This window comes from Acinetobacter sp. neg1 (assembly GCF_000788125.1).
In the GTDB taxonomy this organism is placed as follows: Bacteria; Pseudomonadota; Gammaproteobacteria; order Pseudomonadales; family Moraxellaceae; genus Acinetobacter; species Acinetobacter vivianii.
The window spans coordinates 556,463-575,216 of sequence record NZ_JSZD01000020.1; the positions used below are offsets into that span (position 1 = coordinate 556,463).

At 38.2% G+C, this 18,754-nt stretch carries 23 protein-coding genes and 1 tRNA gene; 18 read left to right on the top strand and 6 right to left on the bottom strand.

The window, feature by feature from the left end:
* Positions 1-219: 219 nt before the first annotated feature.
* From PJ15_RS16865 to PJ15_RS16900, 9 genes are all read left to right on the top strand, one after another.
* Positions 220-296, top strand: a tRNA-Met gene (locus tag PJ15_RS16865).
* Positions 297-485: 189 nt separating this feature from the next.
* On the top strand, positions 486-719 hold the full coding sequence (locus PJ15_RS16870; RefSeq protein WP_004771797.1) for a hypothetical protein: 234 nt from the start codon (positions 486-488) through the stop codon (positions 717-719).
* 107 nt (positions 720-826) lie between these two features.
* A complete protein-coding gene (locus PJ15_RS16875) occupies positions 827-1,036 on the top strand; it encodes a cold-shock protein (RefSeq protein ID WP_004661816.1) in 210 nt (69 codons plus the stop codon).
* Between the two features lie 611 nt (positions 1,037-1,647).
* Positions 1,648-1,857, top strand: a complete 210-nt coding sequence (locus tag PJ15_RS16880) for a cold-shock protein (protein WP_004771798.1) — start codon at positions 1,648-1,650, stop codon at positions 1,855-1,857.
* Positions 1,858-2,331: 474 nt separating this feature from the next.
* Positions 2,332-2,544: a cold-shock protein gene (locus PJ15_RS16885; RefSeq protein WP_004771800.1), complete on the top strand. Its 213-nt coding sequence runs from the start codon at positions 2,332-2,334 to the stop codon at positions 2,542-2,544.
* A 636-nt stretch (positions 2,545-3,180) separates the two neighbouring features.
* On the top strand, positions 3,181-4,599 hold the full coding sequence (locus PJ15_RS16890; protein WP_047432777.1) for an NAD(P)/FAD-dependent oxidoreductase: 1,419 nt from the start codon (positions 3,181-3,183) through the stop codon (positions 4,597-4,599).
* Positions 4,600-4,777: 178 nt separating this feature from the next.
* On the top strand, positions 4,778-4,939 hold the full coding sequence (locus PJ15_RS18685) for a hypothetical protein (protein WP_004771802.1): 162 nt from the start codon (positions 4,778-4,780) through the stop codon (positions 4,937-4,939).
* A 128-nt stretch (positions 4,940-5,067) separates the two neighbouring features.
* A complete protein-coding gene (locus PJ15_RS16895) occupies positions 5,068-5,502 on the top strand; it encodes a DUF333 domain-containing protein (RefSeq protein WP_004771803.1) in 435 nt (144 codons plus the stop codon).
* Positions 5,503-5,688: 186 nt separating this feature from the next.
* Complete coding sequence (locus tag PJ15_RS16900) at positions 5,689-6,261, top strand: FxsA family protein (protein WP_047432780.1); 573 nt, start codon at positions 5,689-5,691, stop codon at positions 6,259-6,261.
* Between the two features lie 49 nt (positions 6,262-6,310).
* On the opposite strand, the gene PJ15_RS16905 is transcribed toward PJ15_RS16900, so the two are convergent.
* Positions 6,311-6,496, bottom strand: a complete 186-nt coding sequence (locus PJ15_RS16905; RefSeq protein WP_047432782.1) for a hypothetical protein — start codon at positions 6,494-6,496, stop codon at positions 6,311-6,313.
* Between the two features lie 244 nt (positions 6,497-6,740).
* On the opposite strand from PJ15_RS16905, the gene PJ15_RS16910 reads away from it, so the two are divergent.
* Positions 6,741-6,998, top strand: coding sequence for a hypothetical protein (locus PJ15_RS16910; protein ID WP_004771808.1), 258 nt, complete (start codon positions 6,741-6,743; stop codon positions 6,996-6,998).
* 57 nt (positions 6,999-7,055) lie between these two features.
* Here the strand turns inward: PJ15_RS16910 and metK are convergent, their stop codons facing one another.
* Positions 7,056-8,222, bottom strand: a complete 1,167-nt coding sequence (gene metK / locus PJ15_RS16915; RefSeq protein ID WP_047432785.1) for a methionine adenosyltransferase — start codon at positions 8,220-8,222, stop codon at positions 7,056-7,058.
* Between the two features lie 383 nt (positions 8,223-8,605).
* Here metK and tkt point away from each other — a divergent pair, with 383 nt between their 5' ends.
* Positions 8,606-10,594 carry a transketolase gene (gene tkt / locus PJ15_RS16920; protein WP_047432787.1) on the top strand — a complete coding sequence of 663 codons (1,989 nt, stop codon included), beginning with the start codon at positions 8,606-8,608 and terminating at the stop codon, positions 10,592-10,594.
* A 58-nt stretch (positions 10,595-10,652) separates the two neighbouring features.
* Here the strand turns inward: tkt and PJ15_RS16925 are convergent, their stop codons facing one another.
* Positions 10,653-11,060: an OsmC family protein gene (locus PJ15_RS16925; RefSeq protein ID WP_047432789.1), complete on the bottom strand. Its 408-nt coding sequence runs from the start codon at positions 11,058-11,060 to the stop codon at positions 10,653-10,655.
* A gap of 235 nt (positions 11,061-11,295) precedes the next feature.
* On the opposite strand from PJ15_RS16925, the gene PJ15_RS16930 reads away from it, so the two are divergent.
* Entirely contained in the window at positions 11,296-11,874 is a 579-nt protein-coding gene (locus PJ15_RS16930) for a YceI family protein (RefSeq protein ID WP_004771813.1), read from the top strand.
* 138 nt (positions 11,875-12,012) lie between these two features.
* Here the strand turns inward: PJ15_RS16930 and PJ15_RS16935 are convergent, their stop codons facing one another.
* On the bottom strand, positions 12,013-12,690 hold the full coding sequence (locus PJ15_RS16935; RefSeq protein WP_047432792.1) for a LexA family protein: 678 nt from the start codon (positions 12,688-12,690) through the stop codon (positions 12,013-12,015).
* 136 nt (positions 12,691-12,826) lie between these two features.
* Here PJ15_RS16935 and PJ15_RS16940 point away from each other — a divergent pair, with 136 nt between their 5' ends.
* From PJ15_RS16940 to PJ15_RS16960, 5 genes are all read left to right on the top strand, one after another.
* Complete coding sequence (locus PJ15_RS16940) at positions 12,827-13,231, top strand: hypothetical protein (protein ID WP_047432794.1); 405 nt, start codon at positions 12,827-12,829, stop codon at positions 13,229-13,231.
* Positions 13,232-13,392: 161 nt separating this feature from the next.
* Entirely contained in the window at positions 13,393-13,941 is a 549-nt protein-coding gene (locus PJ15_RS16945; RefSeq protein WP_047432795.1) for a hypothetical protein, read from the top strand.
* 204 nt (positions 13,942-14,145) lie between these two features.
* Positions 14,146-15,369: a hypothetical protein gene (locus tag PJ15_RS16950; protein ID WP_047432798.1), complete on the top strand. Its 1,224-nt coding sequence runs from the start codon at positions 14,146-14,148 to the stop codon at positions 15,367-15,369.
* A 179-nt stretch (positions 15,370-15,548) separates the two neighbouring features.
* Positions 15,549-15,944: a hypothetical protein gene (locus PJ15_RS16955; RefSeq protein WP_047432801.1), complete on the top strand. Its 396-nt coding sequence runs from the start codon at positions 15,549-15,551 to the stop codon at positions 15,942-15,944.
* 62 nt (positions 15,945-16,006) lie between these two features.
* Positions 16,007-16,555, top strand: coding sequence for a chitinase (locus tag PJ15_RS16960; protein ID WP_047432804.1), 549 nt, complete (start codon positions 16,007-16,009; stop codon positions 16,553-16,555).
* 84 nt (positions 16,556-16,639) lie between these two features.
* Here the strand turns inward: PJ15_RS16960 and PJ15_RS16965 are convergent, their stop codons facing one another.
* Together PJ15_RS16965 and PJ15_RS16970 are read right to left on the bottom strand one after the other, a co-directional pair.
* The gene (locus PJ15_RS16965) at positions 16,640-17,146 is read right to left on the bottom strand and encodes a GNAT family N-acetyltransferase (RefSeq protein ID WP_047432807.1); all 507 of its coding nucleotides are present in this window, start codon (positions 17,144-17,146) and stop codon (positions 16,640-16,642) included.
* Between the two features lie 140 nt (positions 17,147-17,286).
* Complete coding sequence (locus PJ15_RS16970; RefSeq protein WP_004771824.1) at positions 17,287-17,820, bottom strand: lecithin retinol acyltransferase family protein; 534 nt, start codon at positions 17,818-17,820, stop codon at positions 17,287-17,289.
* A gap of 171 nt (positions 17,821-17,991) precedes the next feature.
* Here PJ15_RS16970 and PJ15_RS16975 point away from each other — a divergent pair, with 171 nt between their 5' ends.
* Positions 17,992-18,732, top strand: coding sequence for a phosphodiester glycosidase family protein (locus PJ15_RS16975; RefSeq protein ID WP_047432809.1), 741 nt, complete (start codon positions 17,992-17,994; stop codon positions 18,730-18,732).
* Positions 18,733-18,754: the final 22 nt, after the last annotated feature.

The following is an 18,754-nucleotide window of genomic DNA, read 5'->3' on the forward strand; positions in this document are numbered from 1 at the left end:
TATTAAGCAAACTCACTTTTACCTGTTCAATATTTTTAAATTTTGGCTCATTTTTATAGATCAATCATTTAAGTAAATTGCGGGGGTATTTTGAACGATTTGTATTTAATTTGAGCATTAGGCCGTAAATTACGTGATTTTTATAAAAAAAATTTGCATTGTGGGGGAGATGGGCGTATAAAGCATCTCATTGATCGAAGATGTTGATCAATATGTTGTTGCGGGATGGAGCAGTCTGGTAGCTCGTCGGGCTCATAACCCGAAGGTCGTTGGTTCAAATCCAGCTCCCGCTACCACTTTTAAAGTTAATCGAATATTAGCTCTGTGATTATTGAGTTGTTGTTATCTGAAAGATTAGACAGCAATTAAGTTAGCTGAAATAACCCTAAAGAAAGCTAAAAATTATTAGATTCTAGAATTGTAGTTTACCTCTCTCCATATATCTAGCGTTATAGTAAATCCAAATCGATCACTTGAGCTCAGGAATGAGTGATTTTGTGTTGAAAATTATTAATGAATGGCGTGTAGCCAAAGCCAGTAATGGCAATGAAATTTGTGTGCAAATTATCCCGATGAAACGTCAACAGAATACGTTGAATGGTTTTAAATGGGTAGAAGTTGGAAAGAAGATCCAGCTAGAATCAGGTCAGGAAATTGACTTTAATCTAGATGGCAAAAGTTTCTATACCGATGTTAATCAGCTTTATCGATTAATATAGATAGTTTACGCACTTGAAGTATCTATTTGTTAAAGATAGATTGAGTTAGATCAATATTAAAAATTTGATTTAACTCATAAATGAACAAAGTTTAAAGGTTTAAAAGTATGTCTGATACAGTTACTGGTACTGTTAAGTGGTTTAACGAAACTAAAGGTTTTGGTTTCATTCAAGCTGACTCTGGTCAAGATGTTTTTGCACATTTCAGCGAAATCCAAAGCAATGGTTTCAAAGTATTAAACGAAGGCCAACGCGTTTCGTTTGTACTTGGTCAAGGTAAAAAAGGACCACAAGCAACAACGATTAAAGTTATCTAATAAGATTGCTTGAAAATGAAGCTCACTTTATGTGGGCTTTTTTTATATCTGGAAAATTGTCATTTATTGCCACTAGACGCTACTGCTGAAACCGCATAAATACTGAATCACTTGCTTATGCCTTAGATATGTATGAGATTGAGGGGACTAATCTCGATAGAATGAAAGTAAGCGACATAATTTTGCTCAAACCTAAGGGAGTTCATTTTCTGATAGAGAAATGCTTGAGTGGCTCAAGGCTAAATTTGAAATGAAAAACCATTTTTGGGTGAAATCATCATGCAAAAAATAACTCAAATGTAAAAAATTAAGATATTTTTTCTATGCACTATATGGATCTATTTGAGCTATTCACTATTTTACAGGTAAATTTTTGATGTAATTTTTTGATTTAAAAGTAAATCCTGTTTTGGAGCTATGCGATTTATTAAAACGCAATATTGCTCACTTAGCAGATAAAACTTTTTATACTTCTATTAATCTACTATCTCGTTTGGCTTAAAGTTTGGTATGCTTGCAGTATCTATCAAATAAAGATAGATTAAGTTAAATCATGATTAGAAAATTTTGATTTAATTTATAAATGAACAAATTTTAAAAGGTTTAAAAGTATGTCTGATACAGTTACCGGTACTGTTAAGTGGTTTAACGAAACTAAAGGTTTTGGTTTCATTCAAGCTGATTCTGGTGAAGATGTTTTTGCACACTTCAGCGAAATCCAAAGCAAAGGTTTTAAAGTATTACAAGAAGGCCAACGCGTTTCTTTCGTACTTGGTCAAGGTAAGAAAGGACCACAAGCAACCCTTATCACTGTTATCTAATTTTTAGACCAGTAAAAAGAAAGCTCACCTCATGTGGGCTTTTTTTGTGGCAAAAGGATTTTAGTGAACGGTTTAACACATAGGTCACGTAGTGGTTACTCTTGTAATTAACCTAAAAGCCTGTGAAATAATATGTTAAAAATTTATATCATTATCTGAGCTGATGACTTTTAAATTAAACCTGAATAATAATTAATTGAAAATTATTGGAAAAATCATAAGAGTAGCAAGAGGTGGTTGGTGTACCGATCGTCAAATAAGGACATCTGTATACGCTCAAGAAATATTCATTGCGCCTAAAAAGTAAACTCGTGTATAGTAAATTACAACTAGAAGAATAACGCTGTTGATTCAGTAAATCTTGCATTTCATAGTTTAGATAAACCTTTCGTTTTATCAGATCTAATCTCAGAGTTTATGATTCCAAGTTACTTGCTGCTAAGCATCCCCAAATTTATTAAATAGGTTAAATATATGTCTAATACTGTGACTGGTACAGTGAAATGGTTCAACGAAACTAAAGGTTTTGGCTTCATTCATGCTGATTCTGGACAGGACGTTTTTGCTCACTTCAGTGAAATCCAAAGCAACGGGTTTAAAGTTCTCCATGAGGGCCAACGCGTAACATTTACAATTACTGATGGCAAAAAAGGACCACAGGCAACGGGTATTACCGTTGTTCCTTAGGACTAAGAAATAATTGAAAAAAGCTCACCTTAGTGGGCTTTTTTTGTATCGCTGCTTTTGCATATTCTTTAAATTAAATATTTAGTTATTTTGAGTTAAGCGACTATTTTTGTCATAAATCAACTTTTTTGTGCAAAATTTGTGCTAGCCAGATCTACGACTTTTTGCTAATTTTATTTTGTTAATTTGTTAGGCAAATTAATAAGTGCAGTACATTTAATGAGCGGTAGAGTTATGGAAAACTTGGAGTCATATGCTCAAGGGTTTGAGCATGAAGTTCATGTACATTGTAAAAGATCTTTAGGCACGTTGTTATTTAGTTTTGTGGTATTGCTTGCAACCAGCCTATAGAGAGAAAAGCACCTTCGGGTGCTTTTTTAATGTCCAGACAAGTCTGGTTTGCTTAGTTTTGCTGAGCTATTTTATCAGCCATCTTTTTTATAATTTTTCTTATGCTTTATTTCACACCGAATAGCTAACCAGCGATAAAATTTAAGGTTTTAACGATTCACCTAAAATTATACTTATTCAATACCTGTCAATATTATTGAAAGATTCTGGTTTTATTAATCATTATTTTGCGGCTAAGCTTGTCTCATTATTTAGTAAGAAAATTTATTTTTAGGTGAATTCCAAATGTCTAACGGTATAAAAAAACCAGCCCATTTAGATGATGTTATCTTTAAAGAAAGTAAGGCATATCAAAATTCGAATGAGTGGAGTTGGGTGAATCCTAAGCATGGGAAATTTGAGCATCCAGCCAATTATTATGAAAGCGCTTTGGAAGATTGGCATACCTTTGATGCACTCAATTCGGATCAGGTGTGTGATGTCGTGGTCATTGGCGGTGGGTTACTGGGCGCTTCCGCGGCTTTGCATTTATCTGAACAGGGTGTAGATGCGATTCTGGTTGAGAAAAATCGTATTGGTTCTTCTGCCTCAGGTCGAAATGGTGGGCAGCTCACACCTGGGCTTGCACGTTGGGAAGCTGAGGAAATGATTAAGCGTTTTAGTTATGAAGATGCTAAAAAGCTTTGGCATTTTACCTCTACTGAAGCGATGTCCTTAATTGACCAAATCAGTGAAAAATATGATGTTGAATTGGCACGTAAGCGTGGGCACATTACCGCTGCTGTGCATGAAGGACATCTCATCGCACTGACGCAAGGCGCAGATGCGAGAAAGTATTTAGGTGAAAACAATACCAAGGTTATGGGCGAATACGAGCTTAAGGAATTAATTAAATCTGACCTTTATAAAGGTGGACTAGTTGATGATTTAGGTGGTCATATTCATCCATTGGCTTTAAATCGTGCTTTGGTACATGGCTTTTCTAAAAACGGTGGTCAAGTGTTTGAGCAGACAGAGGTATTGTCTATTTCTGAACAGGCGGATGGTATCTATGTCAAAACCAATACAGGCACCATTAAAGCACGTAAAAGTGTCGTTATTGCCGTGCATCACAATGCTTTTAAATTGCTGCCTGAAAAGAAGCAGACGGCGATTCCATTCCATACCTACATTGCGGTAACTGCACCTTTAGAAGTTCCTTTAACTGAATTATTGCCACAGGATCATCCTGTCTATGATACACAGTTACAGATTGACTATTATCGTGGTGTTTCCAAAAACCGTTTATTGTTCGGTGGACAAGGAACGGGTACAAGCTGGAGTGTAGGTCGAATCAACCAATATTTGCTTGGTCGGGCAAATAAAGTATTTCCACAGTTAAAAAATGTGGAAATGGATTTCTGTTGGAGCGGAGTCAGTGATCTGACCATGAACGGCGCAACGGATAACCGAAAATTTGGAGAAAAATATCCAATATATGCGGTACATGGCTGGAGTGGTCATGGTGTGGCACAAACGGTTCGTATTGGTAAAGCGATTGCAGATGATTTTTCTGGTTTAAATACAGATTATGCAATGTTAACTAAGATCCAGCACAGTGATATTTTATTTGGTCGTCTACTGGCGCCGCTTGCGATTCCAATGTCAAAAGGTTGGTATGGTGTTACTGGTATGCTGAATCCTGGAAAAATGGTCTCTTTCTAAATATTGAGTTCTCTTGTCTCCAAAAAGTGCCTCTTATGTCGAGGCACTTTTTATATTGGGGAGATGCTGGCGAAATGGAGCATGGCTGTATAAAAATCTGTTGATGAATCTGGCTATATTTTATTCTTTAGTAAAATAGGTTGAGTGTGCTAGGCTTAATAAAAAAAGAGATCAGCTCATGGATATCATACAAGTCAAAGATTTTTCCGCACTCACTGGCTATACAGAAGCAATTCTGGCAATGGACGAGTGGATTAACACGCGACCTTATTTTTATATTATCAAAGAGCATTATTTGGTCGACGAAGCGATTCGATTAGAGTATGTGATTATTCAATAGTCATGATTTAAGTATTGAATACATTTGAATCATATAAATAGAAAAATAGCCTCTTGTTTCAAATCATTGACATAAAAAGTTAAGTTATTTTGTTATCTTTGCTTTTTCACTTTATCAGAATTCAAACTATGAAAAAGATCTTACTTTTAGGTGTGGTTCTTACTTCACTTGCAGCGTGTTCAGCAACACCAAATAAAGACACAACTCCACCAAAAATTGGTATGCCTAACCCAGCAAGTAAATACTGTGTAGACCAAGGTGGACAGTTGGAAATCCGTAATGAAGCCAATGGTCAAGTCGGTTATTGTAAATTGCCAAATGGTCAAGTGGTTGAAGAATGGGAACTTTTCCGCGCAAGTCAACCTAAATGTATCGCTGACGAAGCCGCTAAATTGGTTGGACAGTCTGGCTTAACAGAAGCGCAAATCAAGCAAAAAACTAAATCTGAAATTGTACGTAGTGTAGGTCCAAATCAGCCAGTGACCATGGACTATCGTGAGAATCGTGTGACTGTAACGATCGATCCTCAGTCTAAGAAGATTACTCAAGCAACTTGTGGCTAATCTTTAAAAAATATATAAGCTCCCAATTAGATTTGCTTTAGTTGGGAGTTTTTTTATACAAGCTATTCTATAAGACTTGATAAATTTTAAAATGTACCCATCATTAAGGGTATTGAGTTTATTTTATTTGTTGTGTCAGGATTGATTGTTTAATATTGCACAAGGTTTTAATTTTAGAGATTTGACATGAATCTACTTCTTATCGTGGTATTTGGCACAATTGCCGAGGTTTTAGTCTGGATTGGCGTGGGTGACCTCGTTGGAAGTATGTGGTATGTCTTTTTCTGGTTCATTATCGCATTCTTTATTGGTTTAAACCTGCTGCGTTCAAGTGCTTCAACGATTATGCCGCAATTACAGCAAATGCAGATGACAGGTCAGTTGGGTGGAGATCCAGCTGTGACCAAGAAGCTGGCGCTTGCGATGGCAGGTTTCTTACTGATGATTCCTGGTCTAATTTCGGATGTATTGGCGGTATTGGTGTTGATTCCATCTGTTCAAACGGCGTTCCGCAACGCCTTGATGAAAACCATGGCAAAACGTCAGCAAGCCATGATGGATAAGATGATGGGCGGTATGGGCAACATGGGTGGTGGTGCTGCAGGACAGAACCCGTTTGCTGACCTGATGCGCCAGATGCAAGATATGCAAAATCAACAACAAGGTGGTGGTCAGTATCGTGACTCAACCATTATTGATGGTGAAGCACGTGAAGTAAAACCTGATCAGAAGAAAATTGAATTTAAAGATGTGAATTGATCAGATTCATATTTTGTAAAAAAAGCACACCTTATTGAGTGTGCTTTTTTTATGTTTGATCTTTTTGGGTGGAATGATCGGGGTGTGATTCGGGATTAGTTGAGGTCTCTGTTTCTTTAGGTTGTGGTTGATATTGGCTAGGTTGCAGGGTAGTGATTTCATTTTCTGACTGTTTGTACTTGCGACTACGGTTGGCGCGTTCGCGAAATCCACCTTTATTAATCAATTGGGCCATCATCTATTCCACAATTTGCAAAACGTTATTTTAACAAATAACATGAAAGATCAAAATAATATTAAGAACTTAATGATTTTCTTAAAATTAAGATTCTAATCAAATTGTCATAAAAATTTGTTAATTTGAATGCATAGGTCAGAAAACGTGATTGAATTATGGTTTTTTTTCTCATAGGATAAAAGTGTGACATATGAGTATTTGTTGTAAAAAGAAAATAAAAAAATAAAGAGAGGAGGTATTAATGATGTTATATCAATATCATTGTGCATGTTGTGACAAGGTTGTCGCATCAACAGATAAAGAGTGCCCTTATTGCGGTTCTCAGCATATTCGCAGCCCTTATGGCTTGTGGATGTTTTGTGTTGCTGCCTGCTTAGCAGTGGTGGTGGTCATTAAACTTGCACATTTATATAGTCAGCATCATCAAGAAGATCAACCAGTTCAAAGCAATTCGCTGCTGGAGATGTTCAAACAGGATAATACCAATTCGAATAAATAATGATTGGGGTTATAAAAAAGCTCGCAATTGCGAGCTTTTTTATTGAAGAGCCGTGGATTAGAGTCCAGCTGCATCTTTCAGAATATCTACTTTATCTGTTTTTTCCCAAGTAAAGGCAGAGTCAGAACCTTCACGGCCAAAGTGACCATAAGCTGCTGTTTGCTTATACATTGGTTGAATCAGATTTAGCATACGGGTAATGCCGTATGGACGTAAGTCAAAGTGTTCACGTACAAGTTGAACAATTAACTCGTCTGATACTTTACCAGTGTTAAAAGTGTTGATTGAAATTGAAGTTGGTTCAGCAACACCGATTGCATAACTCACCTGAATTTCACATTTATCTGCTAAACCAGCTGCAACAATATTTTTCGCAACATAACGGCCAGCATAAGCAGCAGAACGGTCAACTTTCGATGGATCTTTACCAGAGAAAGCACCACCACCGTGACGAGCCATACCGCCGTAAGTATCTACAATAATTTTACGACCTGTTAAACCACAGTCACCTACAGGACCGCCAATGACGAACATACCTGTTGGGTTGATATGGAATTTAGTGCCTGCATGGAACATTTCAGAAGGGATGATCGGTTTAACGATTTCTTCAATGACAGCTTCTTTTAACTGAATTTGAGAAATTTCAGGATCATGTTGAGTTGATAAAACAACAGCATCTAAACGAACCGGTTTGCCATTTTCATAAGCAAACGTTACCTGGCTTTTCGCATCTGGGCGTAACCACGGTAAAGCACCTGAACGACGTAATTCTGCTTGACGCTCCATTAAACGGTGAGCGTAAGAGATGGGAGCAGGCATCAACACATCAGTTTCACGGCTTGCGTAACCGAACATGAGTCCTTGGTCACCTGCACCTTGATCTTCTGGCTTTTGACGATCGACACCTTGTGCAATCTCAGGAGACTGCTTACCGATCATGTTGATCACGGCACAAGTTGAACCATCGAAACCTAAGTCAGAATGGTGATAACCAATTCCATTTACGGTTTGACGTACAATCGCTTCAAAGTCCACATTTGCTGTCGTTGTGATTTCACCAGCAAGAACAACCGCACCTGTTTTTACTAATGTTTCACAAGCGACACGCGCATACGGGTCTTCTCTTAGGATTGCATCTAAAATTGCATCGCTAATTTGGTCAGCCATTTTATCTGGATGACCTTCGCTTACAGATTCTGAAGTAAAAACAGCATACTCGCGCATGAACGTCCTATCATTGGTATTTTCAAAAAGACAGAGTATGTTACATCGACTTGGCGCATAGGACTAGCACAAGCTGACTAAAAAGCGTGAATTTATTTCATTTTCATGATGTTTTTATTGATATGAGTATCAGGGAAATTGATATTTAGGTTTTTTTATATGAATAAATCTGTAATTTGTCGCTTAAATTTTTTACTTGATATTGCTGGTACTGCCTATCGTATGAACATTTACACACTTAATGCTAAATGATTGCGTGAAAAACAAGAAATATCGTCTATTGGACTTTACCCATTGGCGTTTTTTTAAGACAATAGTGGCAGTTTTTGAAAGATGGTTTCTCATCTTCTCTCATCTTATTTGATTTAATCGGATTCTGACTTATGACAACCCCTTTAAATGAACGTCGTATTGCAAATGCAATTCGTGTCTTGGCAATGGATGCTGTGCAACAAGCAAACTCAGGGCATCCAGGTGCACCAATGGGGATGGCAGATATCGCTGACGTGGTTTGGCGTGAATTTTTAAATCATAACCCGACCAACCCACAATGGGCGAACCGTGACCGCTTCGTATTGTCAAATGGTCATGGCTCTATGTTGCAATATGCGTTATTGCATTTGACTGGTTATGATTTATCTATTGAAGATTTAAAACAGTTCCGTCAATTACATTCTAAAACACCAGGTCACCCTGAATATGGTTATGCACCTGGTATTGAAACAACAACTGGTCCATTAGGTCAGGGCATTGCCAATGCAGTTGGTTTCGCACTTGCTGAAAAAACTTTGGCTGCACAGTTCAACAAAGACGATTTAAACGTTGTTGATCACTTCACTTACTGCTTCCTTGGCGATGGCTGCTTAATGGAAGGTATTTCTCACGAAGTATGTTCACTTGCGGGGACCTTAGGTCTTGGTAAGTTGATCGCATACTACGATGACAACGGTATTTCGATTGATGGTGAAGTGGAAGGTTGGTTCAGTGATGATACTGAACAACGTTTCAATGCATACGGTTGGCAGGTTCTTCATGTAGATGGTCATGATGCTGCTGCAATTCGTCAAGCAACTCTTGAAGCAAAAGCTGAAACCAATAAACCAACAATCATTATCTGTAAAACGATTATTGGTCTAGGTTCACCAAACAAACAAGGTAAAGAAGATTGCCACGGCGCACCATTGGGTAAAGACGAAATCGTTTTAACCCGTGAAGCATTAGGCTGGAAAGAAGATTCATTTGTTATTCCTGAAGATGTATATGCAGCTTGGGATGCAAAAGCAAAAGGTCAAACATCTGAAGCAGCATGGAATGAATTGTTTGCTCAATACCAAGCAAAATATCCAACTGAAGCAGCAGAATTATTACGCCGTATCAATGGTGATTTGCCAGCTGAGTTTGCAGCACAAGCAGATGCTTTCATTGCTGAAACCAATGCTAAAGCTGAAACCATTGCGACACGTAAAGCAAGCCAAAATACATTACAAGCATTTGGTCCATTACTTCCTGAATTATTAGGTGGTTCTGCTGACTTGGCGGGTTCTAATCTAACACTTTGGAAAGGTTGCCAAGGCGTACAGGAAAATCCAGCGGGCAACTACGTGTATTACGGTGTTCGTGAATTCGGTATGACTGCAATTGCGAACGGTGTGGCTTTACACGGTGGTTTCGTTCCTTACGTTGCAACATTCTTGATGTTTATGGAATATGCACGTAATGCAGTACGTATGTCTGCATTGATGAAGCAACGTGTGATTCATGTATATACGCATGACTCGATCGGATTGGGTGAAGATGGTCCTACGCATCAACCAATTGAACAAATTGCATCATTACGCGGTACGCCAAACTTAAATACATGGCGCCCATGTGACACAGTTGAAGCAGCGGTTTCTTGGAAATCAGCGCTACAACGTAAAGATGGTCCATCAGCGTTAATTTTCTCTCGTCAAAACTTGCCATTCCAAGCACGTAATGAAGCTCAAATTCAAAACGTTGCAAAAGGTGGTTATGTGCTTGCTGAAGAGAAAGGCGAGTTAAAAGCAATCATCATCGCGGCTGGTTCAGAAGTTTCATTGGCAATGGAAGCATATGCACAACTTGAAGGTGTGCGTGTTGTGTCTATGCCATGTGCTGAAGAGTTTATGAAGCAAGATGCTACATATCGTGAAGCGGTATTGCCTGCACATATTCGTGCACGCGTAGCAGTTGAAGCGGCTCATGTGGATTACTGGTGGAAGTTTGTTGGTTTAGACGGCAAAGTGATCGGTATGACCACTTACGGCGAATCTGCGCCAGCAAAAGACTTGTTCCAATTCTTCGGTATTACCACTGAAGCGGTTGTTGCTGCGGTTAAAGAATTGACTGCTTAATTAAATTAAGTAGTAAAAAAGCGCTCTGAATAGGGCGCTTTTTTTATATTTATTAAAATTAAATATGCAGCTCAGTCTGAATCGAAATATTAGACGTTAATAACTTATGAATTGGGCAACTTTCCGCGACTTTTAACAAACGTTTGTGCTGCTCTGCAGTAAATTCACCTTTTAGAGTAATTTTACGTTCAATATTATTTTGACCTGCCTCAGGTTCACCATTCGGATTTAAGGCTAAATCGACCTGAACATGCTCAAGCTTAATGCCTTTGTGATTGGCATACATTTCTAAGGTAATGGTCGTACAGGCACCTAAAGCGGAAAGTAACAGCTGAACTGGATTTGGCGCCGTATCTTGCCCACCTTTGTCTGTAGGCTCATCTGCATACCAGCTATGACCAGAAGCGTCTGTAAGCGTAACACGATAAGGCGTTGAAGTATTTTGAGCTTGAACTTTATGAGTCATATTCTACCTTGTTGTTTATCTTTAAGAATTTAAATCTAAATTGATCAATTGATCAATTGATCATGTTATTTATTAGATCAATTGTCGAGTAGCGAATGGTCTTATGATAGGCGCTTTAAATAATAACTGTAACGCTTTTATTGTTGCATGGATGAAACATATCGTTTTATAAAGACTAGTGAATAAAAATACTTGATCTATACACTAATGGCTATATCAAACAAGGATACGAAAAATGCAATTTAAAACATTAAGCCTCGGTTTAGCAGTTGCGTTAGCAAGTTCTGTAACGTTGGCAGCGCCTGTAGACTATAAAATTGACCCAACGCATACAGCGACTGTGTTCAGCTGGAATCACTTTGGTTTTTCTACACCAAGTGCAAACTTCACTGACATCCAGGGTGTAATCAAGGTTGATAATGCAAAACCTGCAAATTCATCAGTTGAAGTCACGATTCCTTTAAGCAGCGTAAATACCAATGTTCCTGCTTTAGACAAAGAATTTCAGGAAGAAGCATGGTTTAATGCTGCAAAATATCCAAACATTACCTTCAAGAGTACCAAAGTAGAAACCAAAGACAAAAAGCACTTTAAAATTACAGGTGATTTGACTGTTAAAGGTGTGACTAAGCCTGTGGTATTAGATGCCGTGTTAAATAAACAAGGCGAGCACCCAATGGCAAAAGTACCTGCAATTGGCTTTAATGCGACCACTAGTTTTAATCGTTCAGCATTTGGTATAGGCAACTATGTGCCTAACGTGGGTGACAAGATCACTGTAAATATTACAACCGAAGCAACTGCTGCAAAGTAATATCGAAATTTAATAAAAAAGCCTGAATGATCAGCTCATTCGGGCTTTTTATTTGCTTATTATTTATGTTTTATTTATTAATATACTAATATTTTATTTTTATCAGAATACTAATTTTTTATGCAAGCTCGTCACAGTTTAACTGTGCTTTATCTTGGAACGGCGTTTGGATTGATAAATATAACGAATTGAATCGACCACTTCACCCACGAAAATACATTCTTCATCTAAGGGAATAATATTGGGTTTAAACTCTGGATTCAGCGCCTGTAAATATCTTGAATTATCGGTTTCGATCACCAGTTTTTTAAAGGTTGCATCTTCATGTTTTCTAACCACAATCATGTCACCTGACTGCATATCACTATACTGGACTGTTGGATCAACCAGAATATAATCGCCTTCATGAAATACGGGGTAATTACTTAAACCCTGAACTTTAAGGTAAAAGCATTCATCACAATCATCGGGTAGCGGGAGCCATTCTTCAACTTGAGTCATATCAACAGCTTGTACATTGGTAAAAATACCTGCTTGTACCCATGACAAGACAGGTGCCATCTTGGCCTGAACAGGCGAAATATTAATAGAATGTTCAGATTGTATTGGATCTAGTTCAGCCTGACCTTCGCCTGTTTGTAGCCAATAAGCATCCACACCTAAAAATTTGGCAATAGAGGGTAGATGAGAAGACGAACTGACCAATCCTGTTTCTAGTTGACTTAAGGCAGATTGGGTAATCCCCACAGCAGCAACAACATCTTTTTGAGACTTCTTCGCTCTTTTTCTAGCTTCTTTGAGCCTATCTTTTAGCATTTCAATCGACCTCAAATTCATTGAATTCAGAATATTAGCAAACTAATGTGAAGTCAAATTAGTATTCTTATTGATTTGATATTAGTTTGCTAATATTATGGGTGTGTTATCTAAATTTCAATGTTGGAGGTAGAGTATGAGTAAGGCAATTAACCCAAACATGCATATCAAACAAAATTTAAATGCTGAAATTGAAGCTTGGCTGGCGAAAGGCAATGCAATCACGACGATTCAAAGTAAATTTCAAGCACGAAGAGTGAAATACAGCAAAAAACTAAAAGCAATGCGACTGGAAGATGAGCAGAAACAATTAAAAAAACAAAAGCGTATCGAAAATCAGGCAACGGAACAACAAATCACAACGCTTAGCAGTTGGCTTAATGAACATAAGGGACGAGCCAAGGCTTTGGTCGAAGTTCTCGGTTGCGCGCATAGCTATATTTCTCAAATCAAGAGCTTTACCCGACCGTGTAGCAAGGCTCGATTTGAAGAAATTAAGCACGCTATGCACCGTGTGGAGCAAGGAGAAAAATATCATTAAAGCACATTTCAAAAGTTAATTAGGGCTGCGTTATGCAGTAAGTAAAGTCATTGGATGCAGAAGCAAGCATGAAAATGATGATTCAAATTGGCAGAAGATCTATTACTTTATGGACAACATAGATCAAGCCAGAAAAATAAATAATGAGATGAGGTGAAAAGATGAATGCAATGGTGACTAAGTTTGAAAAATTTGAGTGGTTAACACACGGTTTAACTGTACGTTCTTCAGGATTTGATCCCTATGTGCGTGGTACAGGTGAGCGTTTAAACTATCAGGATCGTTTGGGTGCAATTGCTGCGATGGATACACAGTTGGCGAAGTCTGTAACTGCGTTAATTGTATTTGAAAATAAAACCGCGAGTGATTATGAATATGTTCGTCAGCATTTGGCTGATATTTTTATTGAACAGGCCGTAAGAGATAAGAAGCGTGAACCAGAACGCATTGCAATGTATCACTTGGCCTGGTTAGTGGCCAGAATGGTTTTAGACTTCGTTTTAGACCCCGATCTGGAAGAAAATTACACTGCGAAAGGACGTATGGCTTATGCAGGAATTCATCGTCATCAGATCAATGTAGAGAGCTATAGAAAGACTTGGAAAGCTTATGAAAATCTGATGGTTAAAACACTTGAAGCAGTAATTGAAGAAGCTGAAATTGTGATTGAGCAATATCGAAAAAACACTTACAAAAATATGCATAACTAAGGATTCCATTATTTCGGAAAGCACGCTATAGTTTTACTATACTGGTCGTATTAAAGATTAAATATGACAAAACTGAAAAGCTCATCAACAGATGGGCTTTTTTGTTGCCTAAAGAAAACTCGGTACCGTAATGGAGACCGAGTTTTTTTATATCTAAAACCTGGAAAAGGTTTGAAATTTATAAAGAATTTGAGGTGATTGAAGATGAATAGTATCAACAATACAAATAATATTCCGTATTTAGATCAAGGCGTAACACATTTTTCTCCTGCCGATATTGTCCCATCTAGCATGAAAATGACGCCAGATGCGGTTGGTGTGACCTTGATGGAATCTAACCCGTATCTAGGTTCATTAAATGTTATTGATGATATGCAGGAGCCCGCACTGACTTACGATGATTATCAGTTAATTGAGCCACGGAATATGCTTGCTGTGACGGAGGCCAAGTTTATACCACATATGACGGCATTCCGTCCTGCAAACATGCAAGGAGTGATCGAGCCTCTACAGGCAAATCGTGACTATAAAATTATGATTGGTGAGCAGGCTGAAACCCTAATTCTTTATAAGAATGATCATGATCATGTCACGCTCAGTATCGAGGGTAAACGAGTTGCTATGTTCAGTAGTATATCGCTGCCGATCACCCTGAATGATTTTAATAAAATCGAGAATCTAGTGATTCGGGTAACAGCAAACGCCGTACAGTTGCTCAAAATCAATGATAAGACCGTTCATGCACAGGCCTATCAGTTAGATAAGAATTTTGATCATGTGTTGCTGGAAGCCACTGAGTTGCCTTATGACCTTTCAAATGTATTTATTCAGTTGGGATGGGCAAATCAACTGACTAATGCGCCATTTTTATCTGCCTATTTTCAGGCATGTCAGGGTAAATTTTCGTTCAGCAACTCAAATGTACCACATCATGCTTTTATGATTGCCGGACTTGTGCATCAACCCGAAAAAAAGCGGATTGCTGATCAGGTTAAACAGGGATTTGTTATTTACAGTTTGTTTGTAGATGAGAGGTTCACGGTGATATTAGGGGATTATGGCAGCATGGATAACGTCACCTTTATGCAAGATGAGCCTTCTTTAAATCCAGTTGTCACTTTTGAAATTATGGGAAAGCATTCGATGAATGTCTATATTGATGGAAAAATGGTGGGGAACTGGGTTTCAAGTCATGGATTAGAATTACCAGAATTTTATCAAGTTATTGCACTGGATGGGCTGACTCAACTGGATTTTGATTTAAGGGAAGCATATGCAGCAGTGGGAGAAGAGATCTGTGCTTTAAATACAAACAATGCAAAAACTTATGACTCAGTGCATAAATACAAGGTTTCGCCTAAGCGAATGAGAACAGGTCACTATTTACCTTTTTATCATTCGCAGCGATTGCCGCTTTCTCCACTGTGATTTATTAAATGAGTCGGCCTCCCACACGGGAGGTTTTTTTATAGATAAAACATTTGATGTGATAGGTAGTGAATAACCAGAGTGATGACTGCAATAAGAATAAGTCGGCTGCTTTATAAAATTATCGTATTTAAATAATGCCCTGTATTTCTCAGGGCTTTTCTTTTTGGAGGAGGAAAATGGTAGACCTCGTTACAGCGGGTGCAGATATTGCAGCCGCAATAAAATCCTATGGTGTTTTTTTTATTGTCTTGATGGCGCTAAGCTTCATGCTTTTGGCTTGGATTGTTGTTGTGATGACACGGTTGCCAAAATCTAGGCGAGAGTGGGTGGTTTCATTAATTTCTACTTCGGTCGGCAGTATTGCAGGCGGTGGTTTTGTGATTCAGCATTTTGATTTGCAAGACTGGAGTAAAAATATGTTTGGCGCATTTGCCCTTGGTGGCTTGTATTTCCTTTGTGGCTTACCTGTGTGGGCACTCATTCGCTGGACTTTTAACTATATCAATGCAAGAGAGGATTCAACGATTCTAGACGTTGCAAGAGAAGTGAAAGACTTTAAAGACAAATTCTAACAACACAATTCAATCAACTACCGCCTCAAGGCGGTTTTTTTATTTTTATAAGGAAAAAAATCATGACAATAATTCAAAACGGTTTCGATATTTTACGTGAAGCTTTTGGAAAACTTACTCAGCCTCAAGTCGATGGAATTAATTTTCTTGTTTCTGTTTTAGAGGAACATCAGGAGCTGAGTCTGGCACAATCGGCCTATATTTTGGCAACGGCTTGGCATGAAACAGCGAAAACCATGCAACCTGTCATCGAGTACGGTTCTGAAAAATATCTGAAATCTAAACAATATTATCCTTATATCGGATATGGCTATGTGCAGCTCACATGGTTGTCCAACTATAAGCGTATGGGCGATTACTTGAAAATTGATTTAGTCAAAAATCCAAAACTTGCTTTACAGGCTGACATCGCGGCACGGGTCATGATTGTTGGCATGAAAAAGGGTATGTTTACAGGTAAAAGACTTTCTGACTACATCAATCAATATAAAAAGGATTATGTGGGCGCACGCTACATTGTCAATGGAACAGATAAAGCTGAACTCATTGCAGGCTATGCTGAAATCTTTGAAAAGGCTTTAGAGGCTTCTGAGGAGCTTGTGTGTCATTAAGTGACTGCATTCACTGTATTCACTTTAAAATTCTATCATCATCTATGAGCGCTCAGCTTTAACTAAGGCTGAGCGCTAAAGCTATTATGCGGTCGCATTAAATGCTTCTGCATAAACCACATCACCGTGAGGCATTTTTTCCGTGAAAGAAAGCGTCTGGAAATATTCTGCGGGAACACCTTGTAAAACAAGTTCTGGCTTCGCTTTAAAGCCGAAGCGGGCATAATATTCTGGATCGCCGAGTAGAACACAGCCAGCAGCCTTTAATGTTTTCAGCTTTTCTAAACCTGTATGGATCAGTTGAGAGCCAACCCTTTGATTTTGAAATTCAGGTTGTACAGAAACAGGCCCTAATCCGTACCAATCGGTTGTTCCATCCGAGATAGAAACAGGAGAAAACGCAATATGTCCAATGATTTGGCCTTCATATTCAGCGACTAGCGATACGGTCAATTGTTGAGAGTCGCGTAAAGCATTCACAATAAATTGCTCTGTATGACTCGAATATTCTATATCTTTAAAAGCCGCTTGAGTGAGTTTAAAAATATTGGGAATGTCAGATGGTTGTTCATTTCGAATAGATATATTCATTATGATCTCTTGCTAATTTTAGTACCAAAAGCTTCAACTTTATTTGAGCTGAATTAATTTGGTAATTGCTGCAAAATAGCTTAAAGGGAATAGTTAAAAAATCAATAAGCTGCTACAGCTATAAGGTTTCAGAAAGTATTTTATTTTTTAGAATGTTTTTCTTTGAGATGTAAATAAGCGGGGATCGATTTCTTGGCCTGTCGACGTAGCATCATTTTAATATAAAGCACAATCGCAAAGCAGGCGGTCGCAACCGTCAGCATCAGACCATTCATATAACTCATGACTGAGCTGACATAACCTATCGTGGCTAAGCGGCGTTGCATTCGTTCAACCTGAGTACTGGATTCAACACCCGTAATCGCCCAGGTACATAAGTGTTCACAATTATTGATAATTAAATGATAGTGATTTTCATGCATGCGTGAGCGCATACGCCGTACCACGGCTTTAGCTTTATAGCGCGGAGATGGGTAATGTCGCGTATAGATCGGTTTGCCACGTGCGAAACGCTGGATTGAAGTCATTTCGATTGGATGCTTTTTAAAAATATGAGCAAAACCAGAATAGTGAATGACCCGACCGCGACCCGCATAGATCCCGTGATGGCTATAACCAAAGTGTTTGACGATCAGATGAGCGCCAAGGGAGAAATGTTGATGTTTGTGCTGCATGTTGATACAAGATTATTGTATTTACTTCCTTATTTTACTCAAAAACAGTGAACCAATCGAGTCTATTTCTCAGCTCAAGCCAAGGAATATGTGTCTGGATTGTATCTGCTGTTTTCTCCCTATAAAAAGTTATGGGAAAATTGAGTAAGGAATTTGTTTTAAGAAATATGAATGATGAAAAAATGGTGGTTAGCAGTCTGTACCTACGCCTTTATGCCAATGGGTTATGCGATGCAACATCAAACAATCACCGTTGATAAGATTAATTATGAGGTGATTCAAGTTGAGCACTTAAACCAACTAAAATTATTTTTAAAAAATCCCAATACGGGACGTTATTATCAGAAATTCTCCAATATTCAGAAAGAATTGCCAGCTTGCAAGCAATTAAGTTTTGCCATGAATGGTGGCATGTATCATGCCGATTTTCAGCCCGTGGGTTTATATATCGAGCAAGGTAAGGAAACGGAAAAATTAAATCAGGCGAAAGGGTTTGGTAATTTCTTTATGCAGCCGAATGGTGTGGTTGTGTGGAATGAGCAGCACGCAATAATCAAAACAACGGCTGATTATAAGGAGAGTGATTTTAAAGCTAAATTTGCAACACAATCCGGGCCGATGCTGCTCTATAAGGGCAAGATCAATCGTCAGTTCATTCCTGATTCAAATTCTTTAAAGATCAGAAATGGTGTCGGGGTTAAAGATAATCAGCTTTACTTTGTGATTTCACAGCAGCGGGTAAGTTTTTATCAATTTGCCCAATTCTTTAAGCAACAATTAAAAGTGGATAATGCACTGTATCTGGATGGTTCAATTTCGAGTTTATATCTGGCGCAAAATAAACGTCACGATAAAGCCTTTAATTTAGGTCCAATCGTTGCGGAAGTGGTGGATAAAGCGGGATGTCATTGAAACTCGAGCCTAATCTCCTGAT

Coding starts and splice junctions, on each gene's coding strand:
- PJ15_RS16870 (WP_004771797.1), top strand. CDS start 486: ATGAGTGATTTTGTGTTGAAAATTATTAATGAATGGCGTGTAGCCAAA.
- PJ15_RS16875 (WP_004661816.1), top strand. CDS start 827: ATGTCTGATACAGTTACTGGTACTGTTAAGTGGTTTAACGAAACTAAA.
- PJ15_RS16880 (WP_004771798.1), top strand. CDS start 1,648: ATGTCTGATACAGTTACCGGTACTGTTAAGTGGTTTAACGAAACTAAA.
- PJ15_RS16885 (WP_004771800.1), top strand. CDS start 2,332: ATGTCTAATACTGTGACTGGTACAGTGAAATGGTTCAACGAAACTAAA.
- PJ15_RS16890 (WP_047432777.1), top strand. CDS start 3,181: ATGTCTAACGGTATAAAAAAACCAGCCCATTTAGATGATGTTATCTTT.
- PJ15_RS18685 (WP_004771802.1), top strand. CDS start 4,778: ATGGATATCATACAAGTCAAAGATTTTTCCGCACTCACTGGCTATACA.
- PJ15_RS16895 (WP_004771803.1), top strand. CDS start 5,068: ATGAAAAAGATCTTACTTTTAGGTGTGGTTCTTACTTCACTTGCAGCG.
- PJ15_RS16900 (WP_047432780.1), top strand. CDS start 5,689: ATGAATCTACTTCTTATCGTGGTATTTGGCACAATTGCCGAGGTTTTA.
- PJ15_RS16905 (WP_047432782.1), bottom strand. CDS start 6,496: ATGGCCCAATTGATTAATAAAGGTGGATTTCGCGAACGCGCCAACCGT.
- PJ15_RS16910 (WP_004771808.1), top strand. CDS start 6,741: ATGATGTTATATCAATATCATTGTGCATGTTGTGACAAGGTTGTCGCA.
- metK (WP_047432785.1), bottom strand. CDS start 8,222: ATGCGCGAGTATGCTGTTTTTACTTCAGAATCTGTAAGCGAAGGTCAT.
- tkt (WP_047432787.1), top strand. CDS start 8,606: ATGACAACCCCTTTAAATGAACGTCGTATTGCAAATGCAATTCGTGTC.
- PJ15_RS16925 (WP_047432789.1), bottom strand. CDS start 11,060: ATGACTCATAAAGTTCAAGCTCAAAATACTTCAACGCCTTATCGTGTT.
- PJ15_RS16930 (WP_004771813.1), top strand. CDS start 11,296: ATGCAATTTAAAACATTAAGCCTCGGTTTAGCAGTTGCGTTAGCAAGT.
- PJ15_RS16935 (WP_047432792.1), bottom strand. CDS start 12,690: ATGCTAAAAGATAGGCTCAAAGAAGCTAGAAAAAGAGCGAAGAAGTCT.
- PJ15_RS16940 (WP_047432794.1), top strand. CDS start 12,827: ATGAGTAAGGCAATTAACCCAAACATGCATATCAAACAAAATTTAAAT.
- PJ15_RS16945 (WP_047432795.1), top strand. CDS start 13,393: ATGAATGCAATGGTGACTAAGTTTGAAAAATTTGAGTGGTTAACACAC.
- PJ15_RS16950 (WP_047432798.1), top strand. CDS start 14,146: ATGAATAGTATCAACAATACAAATAATATTCCGTATTTAGATCAAGGC.
- PJ15_RS16955 (WP_047432801.1), top strand. CDS start 15,549: ATGGTAGACCTCGTTACAGCGGGTGCAGATATTGCAGCCGCAATAAAA.
- PJ15_RS16960 (WP_047432804.1), top strand. CDS start 16,007: ATGACAATAATTCAAAACGGTTTCGATATTTTACGTGAAGCTTTTGGA.
- PJ15_RS16965 (WP_047432807.1), bottom strand. CDS start 17,146: ATGAATATATCTATTCGAAATGAACAACCATCTGACATTCCCAATATT.
- PJ15_RS16970 (WP_004771824.1), bottom strand. CDS start 17,820: ATGCAGCACAAACATCAACATTTCTCCCTTGGCGCTCATCTGATCGTC.
- PJ15_RS16975 (WP_047432809.1), top strand. CDS start 17,992: ATGATGAAAAAATGGTGGTTAGCAGTCTGTACCTACGCCTTTATGCCA.